The sequence below is a fragment of the Streptomyces ardesiacus genome, from assembly GCF_003112575.1.
Lineage (GTDB): Bacteria > Actinomycetota > Actinomycetes > Streptomycetales > Streptomycetaceae > Streptomyces > Streptomyces ardesiacus.
In genome coordinates, this window is sequence record NZ_BEWC01000006.1 from 130,038 (window position 1) to 144,808 (window position 14,771).

Sequence of the window (14,771 nt, forward strand, 5' to 3'; positions counted from 1 at the left end):
GTCACTCCGTGGTGGCGTGTTCCGGCCACCACCCGTTCCCCGGGGGCACGCGTGAGCGAACGCGCGTGCCCCGCGAGGGTTCCGGTGTACCGGCGCCCGTCCTAGCCGAGCCTGGACTCCAGCTCCGCGACGATCTCGTTGACGCCGATCGCGGTCTGCTCGCCGGACTCCATGTCCTTGAGCTGGACGACGCCCTCGGCGAGGTCGCGCTCGCCCAGGACCAGGGTGTAGCGGGCGCCCGAGCGGTTGGCGGCCTTCATCGCGGCCTTCAGCCCCTTGCCGCCGTAGGAGAAGTCGGCGGCGACGCCGTTCTTGCGCAGCTCCGTGATCTTGGCGAAGAGGATCCGGCGGGCCTCCTCGCCCAGCGGGACCGCGAAGACGGAGGTCGCGGACGGGATGTCCGGTTCGATGCCCTCCGCCTCCAGGGCGAGGACGGTGCGGTCGACGCCGAGGGCCCAGCCGACCGAGGGCAGGGAGGGGCCGCCGATCATCTCGGACAGGCCGTCGTAGCGGCCGCCGCCGCCCACCGCGGACTGGGAGCCGAGGCCGTCGTGGACGAACTCGAAGGTCGTGCGGGTGTAGTAGTCCAGGCCGCGGACCAGCTTCGGGTCGTCCTCGAAGACCACGCCCGCCGCCGTGATCAGCTCGCGCACCTCCTCGTGGTACGCCTTGCAGGCGTCGCACAGGTAGTCGCGCAGCAGCGGGGCGTCGGTCAGCTGCTTCTGGACCTCGGGGCGCTTGTCGTCCAGGACGCGCAGCGGGTTGATCTCGGCGCGGCGCAGGGTGTCCTCGTCGAGGTCGAGACCGCGCAGGAAGTCCTGGAGCGCGGCCCGGTAGACGGGGCGGCACTCCTTGTCGCCCAGGGAGTTGAGCAGGATGCGGAAGTTCCGCAGGCCGAGCGCGCGGTACGACTGGTCGGCCAGGATGATCAGTTCGGCGTCCAGGGCCGGGTCCTCGGCACCGATCGCTTCGGCGCCGACCTGGGAGAAGTGACGGTAACGGCCCTTCTGGGGACGCTCGTAGCGGTACTGCGAGCCCGAGTACCAGACCTTCACCGGCAGGTTGCCGGCCTTGTGCAGGTTGGCCTCCAGGACCGCGCGCAGCACGGGCGCGGTGGTCTCCGGGCGCAGGGCGAGGCGGTCGCCGCCCTTGGTCTCGAAGACGTACATCTCCTTGGTCACGATGTCGGTCGACTCACCGACGCCGCGCGCGAACAGCTCGACGTTCTCGAAACCGGGCGTCTCGATGTAGCCGTAGCCGGAGTTGCGCAGCGGCGCGGCGATCGCCTCGCGGACGGCCAGGAACTTGGCGGAGTCGGGCGGCAGCAGGTCGTACGTGCCCTTGGGGGCCTTGAAGGTGCTCACGGAAGGTCTCGTCACATTCCTCGTCGGGGCGCGTCAAAAGCGCTGTTCCCTTGGCGGCCTGCGGCCACTTGCCGCAGATACGGATTGGTGGCGCGCTCCTGGCCGATGGTCGTCTGGGGGCCGTGTCCGGACAGCACCACGGTCGAGTCGTCGAGCGGCAGGCACACGCGTGCCAGGGACTCGAGCATGTCGTCCATGGAGCCGCCGGGGAGGTCGGTGCGTCCGATGGAGCCGGCGAACAGCAGGTCGCCCGAGAACATGACCGGCGGGACGTCCGCCGCCTCGGGCATGCCGAAGGTCACCGACCCCTTGGTATGGCCCGGGGCGTGCGCGACGGTCAGCTCCAGGCCCGCCAGCGCCAGCTTCGCGCCGTCGGTCAGCTCCTTGACGTCGTCCGGCTCCCCCACGGTCAGCTCGCCCATGAGCGGCATGCCGATGGCGCGGCCGATGCCCTTCTCGGGATCGCTCATCATGTAGCGGTCCTCGGGGTGGATCCAGGCGGGCACGTCGTGGGCGCCGCACACCGGGACGACCGAGGCGACGTGGTCGATGTGGCCGTGGGTGAGGACGACGGCGACGGGCTTGAGCCGATGTCTGCGGATCGCGTCCTCGACGCCGGGGGCCGCCTGGTGGCCCGGGTCGATGATCACGCACTCCTCACCGGCGGCGGGGGCGACGAGGTAACAGTTCGTCCCCCAGGCCCCGGCGGGGAACCCGGCAATGAGCACGATCGTCCTTCGTTTGGGTCGGTTCGGGCGGGCTTGCGAACGGGTCGCGCCCATGGTCAGAGCCTACCGGCGGTGCCGATTCCTCAGCGAACCCATATACGGTACGGGGCTACACGCCCACGGTCGGCTCATCGCACCCACGCGTACCGGTCGGCACACGAAGACGCATGAGGAGAGAACCCGGTGGTCAGCCAGGAGCAGCGGCGGCGTCAGCTCGCCCGGGAGAAGTTCTTGCGGCAGCAGCAGCGACGTACCACCGCGCGACGCAAGGCGCGCATGCGCAACGCCGCGATCGCGTCGGTGCTCGGCGTGATTCTGATCGGCAGTGTCGCGCTGTACACGACCGGGGTGGTCCTCGGGGACGACGACGACAAGACGAACGCGAGCGCGGAGGTCACGCCGAGCGCCTCGGCGACCAGCAAGGCGCCGGACCCGTGCGACAAGCCGGCCGAGGGCAAGGCCAAGACGCAGACCTGGAAGAAGGAACCCGGGCTGAGCGTCGACAAGTCGGCGAAGTACACGATGAAGCTGGAGACCACGTGCGGTGACATAGACATCGCGCTGAAGGCGAAGGCGGCACCGCACACGGTCAACTCGTTCGACTTCCTGGCGGGCAAGGGCTACTTCGACCACACGAAGTGCCACCGGCTCACCACCGAGGGCATCTACGTGCTCCAGTGCGGCGACCCCACCGCCCAGGGCAACGGCGGCCCGGGCTACAACATCCCGGACGAGAACCTGAAGGACACGAGCCTCAAGGACAACATGTACCCGGCGGGCACGGTGGCGATGGCGAACACCGGTCAGCCGGACTCCGGCGGCAGCCAGTTCTTCCTCGTGTACCAGAACAGCCAGCTGCCCCCGAGCTACACCCCGTTCGGCACCGTCTCCGAGGAGGGCATGGCGGTCCTGAAGAAGATCGCCGCCGCGGGCGCCCAGCCCGCGGACCCGACGACCGGCAACACCGCGCCGAACGCGACGGTCGTGATCAACAAGGCCACGGTCACGAAATCCTGACCCTCATCAGCGAAAGTTCGGTCGTGCGGGATGCGGACAGGCCACCCGCCGGTCGCCTATGTTGGCCGTGACGAAACTGTGGACGATGCCCGGGGGTGGCGAAGCCCTCCGCAGGCATCATGTGGAGGAGGCGCTGTGAGCAGCGACCCGTGGGGCCGCGTCGACGAGACGGGGACCGTGTACGTGCGTACGGCCGACGGCGAGAAGGTCGTCGGATCCTGGCAGGCAGGCTCCCCCGAGGAGGCACTGGCCTACTTCGAGCGCAAGTACGAAGGCCTGGTTGTGGAGATCGGCCTCCTCGAGAAGCGGGTGAAGACCACCGACCTGTCGGCCAAGGACGCCCAGACCGCCGTCGACCACCTGCGCGAGCAGGTGGACGCGCACCACGCGGTCGGGGACCTGGACGCACTGCGGGCCCGGCTGGACAAGCTCGTCGCGCTGGTGGAGACCCGGCGCGAGGAGCGCAAGGCGCAGCGGGCCAAGCAGTCCGACGAGGCGCGCGGCGCCAAGGAGGCCCTGGTCGCCGAGGCCGAGGAGCTGGCGCGCTCGGACCAGTGGCGGGCGGCCGGCGAGCGGCTGCGGTCGCTGGTCGACACCTGGAAGGGCCTGCCGCGGCTGGACCGCAAGTCCGACGACGAGCTGTGGCACCGCTTCTCGCACGCGCGCTCGGCGTTCTCCAAGCGCCGCAAGCAGCACTTCGCCCAGCTCGACGCGCAGCGCGAGGAGGCCCGCCGGACCAAGGAACGGCTGGTCGCCGAGGCCGAGGCGCTGTCGAACTCGACGGACTGGGGACCGACGGCCGCGCGCTACCGCGACCTGATGTCCGAGTGGAAGGCCGCCGGCCGCGCCCAGCGCGAGCACGAGGACGACCTGTGGAACCGCTTCCGCGGCGCCCAGGACGTGTTCTTCGCCGCCCGCAGCTCGGTCTTCGCCGAGCGGGACGCCGAGCAGGCGGAGAACCTGAAGCTGAAGGAGGAGCTGGCCGGGGAGGCCGAGAAGCTCCTTCCGGTCACCGACCTCAAGGCGGCCCGTGCCGCGTTCCGTGCGGTGAACGAGCGCTGGGAGGCCGTCGGCCACGTGCCCCGCGACGCCCGGCCGAAGGTCGAGGGGCGGATGCACGCCGTCGAGCGGGCCCTGCAGGAGGCCGAGGAGGCCGAGTGGCGCCGGACCAACCCGGAGGCACGCGCGCGTGCCGAGGGTCTGACCGGTCAGCTCCAGGCCGCCGTGGACAAGCTGCGCTCCCAGATCGAGCAGGCCCGCGCCCAGGGCAACGACGCGAGGGCCGACAAGCTCGCGCGTGAGCTGGAGGGCCGCCAGGCACTCCTGGACCAGGCGCTCAAGGGGCTGCACGAGTTCGGCGGCTGACGGTCGCGGACCGCATGCGCGAGGGGCTTCCGTACGGTGCGTACGGAAGCCCCTCGCGCATGTGCGCGCTCCCTCGCGGCCTCAGGACGGCCTGCGTGCCGACGTGACCCGGTACACGTCGTAGACGCCCTCCACCCCGCGCACGGCCTTCAGGACGTGGCCCAGGTGCTTGGGGTCGCCCATCTCGAAGGTGAAGCGGGAGGTGGCCACCCGGTCGCGGGAGGTCTGGACGGCGGCCGAGAGGATGTTGACGTGCTGGTCGGACAGGACCCGGGTGACGTCCGACAGGAGCCGGGAGCGGTCCAGGGCCTCCACCTGGATGGCGACCAGGAAGACCGAGGACTGCGTGGGTGCCCACTCGACCTCGAGGATGCGCTCGGGCTCCCGGGAGAGCGAGTCCACGTTGACGCAGTCGCTGCGGTGGACGGACACGCCGCTGCCGCGGGTGACGAAACCGATGATCGGATCGCCGGGCACGGGCGTGCAGCAGCGGGCCAGCTTGACCCACACGTCCTCGACGCCCTTGACGACCACGCCCGGGTCGGCGTTGGCCCGGCGCTTGCGGCCCCGGCCGCGGGACGGCGGGACCGACTCGTCGATCTCCTCGGTGGCCGCCTCCTCGCCGCCGAGCGCCTGGACGAGCTTCTGCACGATGTTCGGCGCGGAGACGTGGCCCTCGCCGATCGCCGCGTACAGCGCGGAGATGTCCGAGTAGCGCATCTCGTGCGCGAGCGTGACGAGGGAGTCGCCGGTGAGGATGCGCTGGATCGGCAGGTTCTGCTTGCGCATGGCGCGGACGATGGCGTCCTTGCCCTGCTCGATCGCCTCGTCCCGGCGCTCCTTGGAGAACCAGGCACGGATCTTGTTGCGGGCGCGCGGCGACTTCACGAAGCCGAGCCAGTCGCGGGAGGGACCCGCGCCGGCCGCCTTGGAGGTGAAGACCTCCACGAGGTCGCCGTTGTCGAGGGTGGACTCCAGCGGCACCAGCCGCCCGTTGACCCGTGCCCCAATGGTGCGGTGGCCGACCTCGGTGTGCACGGCGTAGGCGAAGTCCACGGGGGTGGCGCCGGCGGGGAGCGCTATGACGTCGCCCTTGGGGGTGAAGACGAAGACCTCGTTGCGCGAGAGGTCGAAGCGCAGGGACTCCAGGAACTCGCCGGGGTCCTCCGTCTCCTTCTGCCAGTCCAGGAGCTGGCGCAGCCACGCCATGTCGTTGAGGTGGTCGTCCTTGCTCTTGCCGGACGACCTGGGGGCGTCGGTGCGCACCTTGGAGGCGCCCGCGACGGCCTCCTGCTTGTACTTCCAGTGCGCGGCGATGCCGTACTCCGCGCGGCGGTGCATGTCGAAGGTGCGGATCTGCAGCTCGACCGGCTTGCCGCCGGGCCCGATGACCGTCGTGTGCAGCGACTGGTACATGTTGAACTTGGGCATCGCGATGTAGTCCTTGAACCGCCCGGGAACCGGGTTCCAGCGGGCGTGGACCGTGCCGAGCGCCGCGTAGCAGTCGCGGACGGTGTCCACCAGGACGCGGATGCCCACCAGGTCGTAGATCTCCGCGAAGTCCCGGCCGCGGACGATCATCTTCTGGTAGACGCTGTAGTAGTGCTTGGGGCGGCCGGTGACGGTCGCCTTGATGCGGGCCGCGCGCAGGTCCTGCTGGACCTCGTCGGTGACGACGGCGAGGTACTCGTCGCGCTTGGGGGCGCGCTCGGCGACCAGGCGGACGATCTCGTCGTACATCTTGGGATAGAGGATCGCGAAGGCGAGGTCCTCCAGTTCCCACTTGATGGTGTTCATGCCCAGGCGGTGGGCGAGCGGCGCGTAGATCTCCAGGGTCTCGCGCGCCTTCTTCTCCTGCTTCTCGCGCTTGAGGTAGCGCATGGTGCGCATGTTGTGCAGGCGGTCGGCGAGCTTGATGACCAGGACGCGCGGGTCCTTGGCCATGGCGACGACCATCTTGCGCACGGTCTCGGCCTGTGCGGCCTCGCCGAACTTGACCTTGTCCAGCTTGGTGACGCCGTCGACGAGCAGGGTGACCACGTCGCCGAAGTCGCGGCGCAGGTCCTCCAGGCCGTACTCGGTGTCCTCGACGGTGTCGTGCAGCAGCCCGGCCATCAGCGTCGCCGGGTCCATGCCCAGCTCGGCCAGGATGGTGGTGACGGCGAGCGGGTGCGTGATGTACGGGTCGCCGCTCTTGCGCTTCTGGCCGCGGTGCCAGCGTTCGGCGACCTGGTAGGCGCGTTCGATCTGGCGCAGGGTCGCCGTCTCGATCTTGGGGTCGTTGCCGCGCACTATGCGCAGCAGCGGCTCCAGGACCGGGTTGTACGGGTTGGCGCGCTGCACGCCGAGGCGGGCGAGGCGGGCGCGGACGCGGTTGGAGGAGCCGGAACGGGCGGGCTGGCCGGCGGGGGTGCGGACCACGGGCGCGTTCTTCGGGCGCTCGGAGGGCAGCGGCTTGGGGCGCGGCTGCTGCTCGGCGGGCTTGTCGACCGGCGCGGACGGGGCGTGCTGGATCGGCCCGTGCGTGTCGTTCTTCGCCTGGGGCGCGCTCGGCGCGGGCTTCGCCGCGGACGCCGAGGCGGACTCGGGCTTTGCGGCGGTCAGTGGCTGGGCCTCGTCTGGCAAGAGGACTCCTCGTGCGCGATCCGGGTCCCCCGGTCAGGCTCCGGATACCCCATGGTAGCGATCCTGCGCTCCAGGATCGCCTTCAGGCCAATGTGAGGGCCGTCGACTCGTGCAACGCCTGGGGCGGGCGCCGGATTCCTCCGGGCCCGCCCCAGGTGCTGCGGTGCGCGTGCCTCAGACCGTGAGCAGCGCCTTCAGCGGTGCCCCGGCCAGGTGCGGCTCCAGCCGGGCCCGTCCGCCGAGGAAGCCCAGCTCCATCAGGACGGCGAGGCCCGCGACCTCGGCACCGGCCCGGCGGATCAGCTCCAGCGAGGCCTCGGCGGTGCCGCCGGTGGCGAGGACGTCGTCGACGACCAGCACGCGGTCTCCCGCGCTCAGGTCCTCGGCGTGCACCTCGATCTCGGCGGAGCCGTACTCCAGGTCGTAGGACTGGCTGAGCGTGGCTCCGGGGAGCTTGCCCGCCTTGCGCACGGGGATGAAGCCGAGGCCCGCCCGCAGGGCCACCGGGGCGCCCAGGATGAAGCCGCGGGCCTCCAGGCCGACGACCTTGGTGGCGCCGGTGTGCCCGGCGACCTCGGCGAGGGCGTCGGTCAGGGCGGCGAACGCCGCCGGGTCCGCCAGGAGCGGGGTGATGTCCTTGAACACCACGCCCGGCTCCGGGTAGTCGGCCACGTCCCGGATGCGGCTGAGGAGCAGTTCCGTGAGGTCGGTCGTCTCGGTCATCGGCGCTTCCCCGAGGGCCGGCCGCGTCCCCTGCCGCGGGAGGCGGGCTGGTTGCGGGGACCGACGACCGCGGGCGCGGCGTCGTCCGGCTCGTCGGCCTCGTAGGCCCCCTCGCCGGACACGGAGTCCGCGGTCTCGCCCTTGGCCGCCGCCTGGGCGCGCTTGGCCAGGACCCGCTTCTTGAGGGCCTTCATCTGCGGCTCGGCCTCCTTGAGGTCGGCGACGAGCGGCGTGGCGATGAAGATCGACGAGTAGGCTCCCGCGGCGAGGCCGACGAACAGCGACAGCGAGATGTCGTTGAGCATGCCGGCGCCGAGGACGCCGCCGCCGATGAAGAGCAGGCCCGCCACCGGCAGCAGTGCGACCACCGTGGTGTTGATGGAGCGCACCAGGGTGCCGTTGATCGAGCGGTTGGCGACCTCCGAGTAGGTCCAGCGGGTCTGCTTGGTGATGTCCTTCGTCTGCTCCTTGAGACTGTCGAAGACGACGACCGTGTCGTAGAGCGAGTAGCCGAGGATCGTCAGCAGACCGATCACCGTGCCGGGTGTGACCTCGAAGCCGACGAGCGCGTAGACACCGACCGTGATGGTGATGTCGTGCACCAGGGCGACGAACGCGGCCACTGCCATTCGCCACTCGAACGCGATCGCCAGGTAGATCACGACGAGGACCATGAAGATCCCGAGGCCCTGCCAGGCCTTGTTCGCGATCTGGTCGCCCCAGCTCGGGCCGACCAGGTCGGCGTTGATCTTGTCGGCCGGGACGTCCAGCTTCTGGGAGAGGTCGTCCTTGATCTGGTCCGACTGCTGGGTGTCGGTGCCCGAGATCTGGATGCGGAGGCTGCCGTCGCCGAGCTTCTGGACGATCGCGTCGTGGCCGGAGGAGTCCTCCGCCCAGGTCTCGGCCTGGGCGACCGAGGCGCTCATGTGCTTCGGGGTGGTGAAGACCGCACCGCCCTGGAACTCGATGCCCATGTGCAGGCCGCGCACCGCCAGGCCGACGATGGCCGTGATGGTGATGAGGATCGAGATGCCGTACCAGATCTTGCGGTTCTTGACGAAGTCGTAGCCGACCTCGCCGTGGTGCAGTCGGGCGCCGAGTGTGCCGAGCTTCGACATCTCTCACGCCTCCTTCGGGTCGACAGGGCCGGCGGCAGGACGGGAGGGGCGGCGGGTGCGGCGCAGCGGGGGCTTGGCACCCAGGGCCTTCGGGTCCAGGCCGGACCACTTGTGACCGCTGGCGAAGAACTTCCGCCGGGCCATCAGCGTCAGCAGCGGCTTGGTGAAGAGGAAGACCACCACCACGTCGAGCAGGGTCGTCAGACCGAGCGTGAACGCGAAGCCCTGCACCTTGCCGACGGTGACGATGAAGAGCACCGCCGCGGCGAGGAAGGACACGAAGTCGGAGACGAGGATGGTGCGCCGGGCACGCGGCCAGGCCCGCTCGACGGCGGGACGCAGCGTGCGGCCCTCGCGGATCTCGTCGCGGACGCGTTCGAAGTACACGATGAACGAGTCCGCGGTGATGCCGATGGCGACGATGGCACCGCACACGGCCGGCAGGTTCAGCGCGAAGCCGATCGTCGGGCCGAGCAGCGACATGATCACGTACGTGAGGCCCGCGGAGACGCCCAGCGAGGCGACGGCGATGAACGACAGGCCGCGGTAGTAGAACAGCAGGTAGAGGACGACCAGGGCGAGGCCGATCGCGCCCGCGATCAGACCGGCGTGGAGCTGCTCACCGCCGAGCGCGGCGGTGACGGTGGTGACGCTGTCCTCCTTGAAGGTCAGCGGCAGCGCGCCGTAGGACAGCATGTTGGCGAGGCCCTGGGCCTCCTCCTGGTCGAAGCTGCCGGAGATCTCCGCGTTGCCGCCGGTCAGCTCCTGGCTGACGTACGGGTCGGAGACGACCTCGTTGTCCAGGACGATGGCGAACTGGTTCTGCGGGGACTGCTTCTGGGCCAGCTGGCCGGTGATGTCCGCGAACTTCTTGCTGCCCTTGTCCGTGAACTTCATCGTCACGGTCCAGCCGGCGGCGGTCTGCGTGTTGTAGACGGCGTCGGCCTTGTCGACCTCGGTGCCGTCGACCGCGGCGGGGCCGAGGATGTACTTCTGCCACTGGCCCTGCGCGTTCTGGCCGCAGGCCACGGTGGAGTCGGCCGGCTTGGCGCCCTTGCCGGCCTCGGCACGGGCGTTGGCGTCGGTGCAGTCCAGGGCCGCGTACTGCTGCTGCAGCTTGGCGGTCGCGTCGTCGCCGGAGGCGCTGGCTCTCGGGGACGGAGAGGCGCCGTCGGAGCTCTTCGCGGTCGGGCTGGGGTCGGCCTTCAGGGCGTCGCTCGCGGCGCGGCCCTGGGTGGTGGCGCTGGCCGAGGCCGGGTCGGACGGCGTGCCGCTGCTCGGCGTGCTGCCGTCGGTGGCCTTGTCACCGCCGGTCGCCTTGTCACCGTCCGTGGCCTTGTCGGTCGCCTTGTCGGTCGCCTTGTCCGTGGCGCCGCCGCTCGCGCTCGGCGAGGGGCTGCCGGTCGCGTCGGCGCCGGAGAGTTCGGTGGCGAGGACCGGACGGAAGTACAGCTTGGCGGTGGTGCCGACCTGCTGCCGGGCTTCCTTCGAGTTCATCCCCTTGGGGATGTTGACGATGATGTTCCGGTCGCCCTGGGTCTGGACCTCGGCCTCGGAGACACCCAGTCCGTTGACACGGCGCTCCATGATCTCGACCGCGGTGTCCATGTTGGTCTTGTTGATCGCGGACTCCTGGCCCGCCTCCGGTACGGCCCGGAGCGTGATGCTCGTGCCGCCCGCCAGGTCGATGCCGAGACGCGGAGTCTTGTGCCCGGAGGCGAACATGCCTGCGGTGAGCGCCACGATGGCGATCAGGATCAGGGCCAGCGAGCGCCCGGGCTTGCTCTGAGCGCTCGCATTCTTTCCCTTTTTAGGTGCTACCACCTTGGTGTACTCCCTCTCGGGCCGCTTGGCGCCCAGAAGGCGTCACCGGCGGCCATCACATGGTGTCCGGGTCCGTGCGAGCCGCGCATCGCGCGGGGTGCGCGGGAACCCGTCCCGCGCACCCCGGGGCACGGCTTACTTCGCCTCGGAACCGCCGTCGGACTTCTTCGCCTTCTCGTCGGTCTGCGCCTCGGCGGGCGCGGCGTCGGCCGCCGGCTCGTCGGTCGTCTCGTCGGCGGGCTCGGCGGCCTTCTTGCCGAGGTCGACGGACTTGTCGTCGGAGGCGGCGTCGGCGGGGGCGTCGGTCTCGGTGAGGGAGGAGGCGTCGTCGGGGACGACGTCCATGTCGGACTTCAGGTCGTGCTCGATGCCGTGGACGATGCGGTTGTACTCGTCGTCGGAGAGGACGGCACCGATCGCGTTCTTGGCGAAGAGCAGTTCCACACCCGGGCCGGCGTCGAGGAGGACCGTGTCCTCGTTGACCTCCTTGACCGTGGCGTACATGCCCCCGATGGTGCGGACACCGGTTCCGGGCTGCATCTCGTTCCGCATGTTGGCGGCCTGCTGCTGCTTCTTCTTCGCCGACCGGGTCATCAGGAACATGGCCCCGATGAGCACGATGAACGGGAGGAGGGTCACGAGACTCACGGGTCGGTACTTCCTTCACACGACCGCGCTGGGGAGCGGCCTGATGGTTGGGGGTGTGTACGCCACCGGCAAGGGCGGCATCGGCGGAGTCTAGGCGAGTCCGCGCGCATGGAACAACGCCCAGCATGGCACCGGGGTTCCTGCTCCGGCGAATGTGCCCCGCGTGAGCGGGTCGTCACGCCCCGAACAAGTCCGGTTGTCCGTTTCCTGAACTCTGCGGACGCGGCGGGGTGAGTCCGAGGTGCGCCCACGCGGCCGGAGTGGCCACCCGCCCGCGTGGGGTGCGGGCGAGCAGACCCTCCCGTACGAGGAAGGGTTCGGCGACCTCTTCCACTGTCTCACGCTCCTCCCCCACGGCTACGGCGAGCGTGGACAGGCCGACCGGTCCGCCGCCGAACAGCTTGAGGAGGGCCTCCAGCACTCCCCGGTCGAGCCGGTCCAGACCCCGGGCGTCGACCTCGTAGACCGCGAGGGCGGCGGCGGCGATCTCCTGGGTGATCCTGCCGTCGGCCTTGACCTGGGCGTAGTCGCGGACCCGGCGCAGCAGGCGGTTGGCGATGCGGGGGGTGCCGCGGGAGCGGCCGGCGATCTCGGCGGCGCCGGTGGTGTCGATCCCGACGTCGAGCAGGCCGGCGGAGCGGTGGATCACGCGCTCCAGCTCGGCCGGGCCGTAGAACTCCATGTGGGCGGTGAAGCCGAAGCGGTCGCGCAAGGGGGGCGGCAGCAGCCCCGCGCGCGTGGTGGCGCCGACCAGGGTGAAGGGGGGCAGCTCCAGGGGGATGGCGGTGGCGCCGGGGCCCTTGCCGACGACGACGTCGACGCGGAAGTCCTCCATCGCCATGTAGAGCATCTCCTCGGCGGGCCGCGACATGCGGTGGATCTCGTCGAGGAAGAGGACCTCGCCCTCCTGGAGCGAGGAGAGGATCGCCGCGAGGTCGCCCGCGTGCTGGATGGCGGGGCCCGAGGTGATGCGGATGGGGGCTTCCATCTCGGCCGCGATGATCATCGACAGCGTGGTCTTGCCGAGGCCGGGGGCGCCGGAGAGGAGCACGTGGTCGGCGGTGGCCCCCCGCGCGCGTGCGGCACGCAGCACCAGGTCGAGCTGCTCGCGGACCTTCTCCTGGCCGATGAACTCGCCCAGGTCCTTGGGGCGCAGGGCGGCCTCCACGGCCTGGTCCTCGCCGTCGGCGACGGCACCCACCAGCCGCTCGGCGGCGGCTTCCGCGTCGGTCGTGTCGTCCCAGTTCACTTCGTTCTCCTTGCCGTGGCGCACCGGGTCGGTGGTGGCGGGCGTGGTCAGCGGGCGCGGTTCAGCGTCTGCAGGGCGGCCTTGAGCAGTGCGCCGACCTGCAGGGTGCCCCCGGCGGCCTCGGCCTGCGGCGTCACGGCGGTGACGGCCTCGTCGGCCTCGCGGGTGGCGTACCCGAGGCCGATCAGGGCGGCGTGCAGCTGGTCCCGCCAGCCGGTGCTGACCGGGGCGCCGACGGCGGGGGCGCCGATCGGTTCGCCGAGCCGGTCCTTCAGTTCCAGGAGCAGCTTCTGCGCGCCCTTCTTGCCGATGCCGGGGACGGCGGTGAGCGCCTTCTCGTCACCGGTGGAGACGGCCCTGCGCAGGGCGTCGGGCTGGTGCACGGCGAGCATGGCCTGGGCGAGGCGGGGGCCGACGCCGCTGGCGGTCTGGAGCAGTTCGAAGACCTGGCGCTCGTCGTCGTCGGCGAAGCCGTAAAGCGTGAGCGAGTCCTCGCGCACGACGAGGGAGGTGGCCAGCCGGGCGGGCTTGCCGAGGCGCAGGGTGGAGAGCGTGTTCGGCGTGCACTGGACGGCCATGCCGACGCCGCCGACCTCCACCACCGCGGCGTCGGGGGCGAGGGCGGCGACGGTGCCGCTGACGAAGGCGATCATGCGGGGCGGCCTTTCGACGGGTCGGGAGTCTGCGGGCGGCGCGCGCCCCGGGAGGTGTGCCGGGCCACGGCCTGCTGGAGGCGGTGGTGCGCGGGGGCGCGCCAGATGTGGCAGATGGCGAGCGCGAGGGCGTCGGCGGCGTCGGCGGGCCTGGGCGGTGCGTCGAGCCGCAGCAGACGCGTCACCATGGCGCCGACCTGCGCCTTGTCGGCGCGTCCGCTGCCGGTGACGGCGGCCTTGACCTCGCTGGGCGTGTGCAGGGCGACCGGGATGCCGCGGCGGGAGGCGCACAGGATCGCGACGGCGCTGGCCTGGGCGGTGCCCATCACGGTGCGGACGTTGTGCTGGCTGAAGACGCGCTCCACGGCGACGAACTCCGGCCGGTGCTCGTCCAGCCACCGCTCGATGCCCTGCTCGACGGCGACGAGGCGGCGGCCGAGGTCGGCGTCCGCGGGCGTGCGCACGACACCGACGCCGGCCATGGTGAGCGGCCGGCCCGCGACGCCCTCCACGACGCCGACCCCGCACCGGGTCAGCCCCGGGTCCACCCCCAGTACGCGCACGCGCCCGGCCCCTCTCGTCGATCACCTGTTTGTGCAGGCTATCGGGTGCCACCGACAAAGCGACGGGCCGACGGGTGGTGTCCCCGTCGGCCCGCTGCGCACGGGACGCGTTACGCGTCGACCTTCTCCATGATCTCGTCGCTCACGTCGAAGTTGGCGAAGACGTTCTGCACGTCGTCGCTGTCCTCCAGCGCGTCGATGAGCCGGAAGATCTTCCGCGCGCCCTCCTCGTCCAGCTCGATCTGCATGGTGGGGACGAAGTTGGCGTCGGCGGACTCGTAGTCGATGCCGGCCTCCTGGAGGGCGGTGCGGACCGCGACCAGGTCGGTGGCCTCGCTGAGCACCTCGAAGGACTCGCCGAGGTCGTTGACCTCCTCCGCGCCCGCGTCCAGGACGGCGCCGAGGACGTCGTCCTCGCCCAGGTCGCCCTTGGGCACGATCACGACGCCCTTGCGGTTGAACAGGTACGACACCGAGCCGGGGTCGGCCATGGAGCCGCCGTTGCGGGTCATGGCGACGCGGACGTCGGAGGCGGCGCGGTTGCGGTTGTCGGTGAGGCACTCGATGAGCACCGCGACGCCGTTGGGGCCGTAGCCCTCGTACATGATCGTCTCGTAGTCGGCGCCACCGGCCTCCAGGCCGGCGCCGCGCTTGACCGCGGAGTCGATGTTCTTGTTCGGCACCGACTGCTTCTTCGCCTTCTGAATGGCGTCGTAAAGAGTCGGGTTGCCGTCGATGTCGGCACCACCCATGCGGGCCGCGACCTCGATGTTCTTGATCAGCTTCGCGAAGAGCTTGCCGCGCTTGGCGTCGATCACGGCCTTCTTGTGCTTCGTCGTAGCCCATTTAGAGTGGCCGGACATCTGCCTGTCTCCTTCGCGTAACCCATCTTCT

General features: G+C 70.8%; 13 protein-coding genes. 2 read left to right on the forward strand and 11 right to left on the reverse strand.

From position 1 onward, the window contains the following. Positions 1 to 101 precede the first annotated feature (101 nt). Both hisS and Sdi02f_RS20630 read right to left on the reverse strand, forming a co-directional pair. Positions 102 to 1,364: a histidine--tRNA ligase gene (hisS, locus tag Sdi02f_RS20625; protein WP_030399078.1), complete on the reverse strand. Its 1,263-nt coding sequence runs from the start codon at positions 1,362 to 1,364 to the stop codon at positions 102 to 104. Positions 1,365 to 1,375: 11 nt separating this feature from the next. Then, positions 1,376 to 2,092, reverse strand: coding sequence for an MBL fold metallo-hydrolase (locus tag Sdi02f_RS20630; RefSeq protein ID WP_030399079.1), 717 nt, complete (start codon positions 2,090 to 2,092; stop codon positions 1,376 to 1,378). 183 nt (positions 2,093 to 2,275) lie between these two features. On the opposite strand from Sdi02f_RS20630, the gene Sdi02f_RS20635 reads away from it, so the two are divergent. Together Sdi02f_RS20635 and Sdi02f_RS20640 are read left to right on the forward strand one after the other, a co-directional pair. Beyond that, the gene (locus tag Sdi02f_RS20635) at positions 2,276 to 3,109 is read left to right on the forward strand and encodes a peptidylprolyl isomerase (RefSeq protein ID WP_030399080.1); all 834 of its coding nucleotides are present in this window, start codon (positions 2,276 to 2,278) and stop codon (positions 3,107 to 3,109) included. A gap of 135 nt (positions 3,110 to 3,244) precedes the next feature. Then, on the forward strand, positions 3,245 to 4,474 hold the full coding sequence (locus Sdi02f_RS20640; protein ID WP_030399081.1) for a DUF349 domain-containing protein: 1,230 nt from the start codon (positions 3,245 to 3,247) through the stop codon (positions 4,472 to 4,474). An 81-nt stretch (positions 4,475 to 4,555) separates the two neighbouring features. On the opposite strand, the gene relA is transcribed toward Sdi02f_RS20640, so the two are convergent. The 9 genes from relA to Sdi02f_RS20690 all read right to left on the reverse strand — a co-directional run bounded on the left by relA (position 4,556) and on the right by Sdi02f_RS20690 (position 14,740). Further along, entirely contained in the window at positions 4,556 to 7,099 is a 2,544-nt protein-coding gene (relA, locus tag Sdi02f_RS20645) for a GTP pyrophosphokinase (RefSeq protein ID WP_053638402.1), read from the reverse strand. 174 nt (positions 7,100 to 7,273) lie between these two features. Further along, entirely contained in the window at positions 7,274 to 7,822 is a 549-nt protein-coding gene (locus Sdi02f_RS20655; protein WP_030399083.1) for an adenine phosphoribosyltransferase, read from the reverse strand. Continuing rightward, a complete protein-coding gene (gene secF / locus Sdi02f_RS20660) occupies positions 7,819 to 8,940 on the reverse strand; it encodes a protein translocase subunit SecF (protein WP_030399084.1) in 1,122 nt (373 codons plus the stop codon). The genes Sdi02f_RS20655 and secF overlap by 4 nt, the downstream gene beginning before the upstream one ends. Before the next feature lie 3 nt (positions 8,941 to 8,943). Next, on the reverse strand, positions 8,944 to 10,764 hold the full coding sequence (gene secD / locus Sdi02f_RS20665) for a protein translocase subunit SecD (protein ID WP_167458217.1): 1,821 nt from the start codon (positions 10,762 to 10,764) through the stop codon (positions 8,944 to 8,946). A 135-nt stretch (positions 10,765 to 10,899) separates the two neighbouring features. Beyond that, positions 10,900 to 11,412, reverse strand: coding sequence for a preprotein translocase subunit YajC (gene yajC / locus Sdi02f_RS20670; protein ID WP_030399086.1), 513 nt, complete (start codon positions 11,410 to 11,412; stop codon positions 10,900 to 10,902). A 175-nt stretch (positions 11,413 to 11,587) separates the two neighbouring features. Next, positions 11,588 to 12,661, reverse strand: a complete 1,074-nt coding sequence (gene ruvB / locus Sdi02f_RS20675; RefSeq protein WP_030399087.1) for a Holliday junction branch migration DNA helicase RuvB — start codon at positions 12,659 to 12,661, stop codon at positions 11,588 to 11,590. A gap of 47 nt (positions 12,662 to 12,708) precedes the next feature. Continuing rightward, positions 12,709 to 13,314, reverse strand: a complete 606-nt coding sequence (ruvA, locus tag Sdi02f_RS20680; protein ID WP_108933814.1) for a Holliday junction branch migration protein RuvA — start codon at positions 13,312 to 13,314, stop codon at positions 12,709 to 12,711. Beyond that, positions 13,311 to 13,877 (reverse strand): crossover junction endodeoxyribonuclease RuvC, encoded by a 567-nt coding sequence (gene ruvC / locus Sdi02f_RS20685; RefSeq protein ID WP_030399089.1) that lies wholly within the window; start codon positions 13,875 to 13,877, stop codon positions 13,311 to 13,313. The genes ruvA and ruvC overlap by 4 nt, the downstream gene beginning before the upstream one ends. A gap of 110 nt (positions 13,878 to 13,987) precedes the next feature. Next, on the reverse strand, positions 13,988 to 14,740 hold the full coding sequence (locus Sdi02f_RS20690; protein ID WP_030399090.1) for a YebC/PmpR family DNA-binding transcriptional regulator: 753 nt from the start codon (positions 14,738 to 14,740) through the stop codon (positions 13,988 to 13,990). Positions 14,741 to 14,771 lie beyond the last annotated feature (31 nt).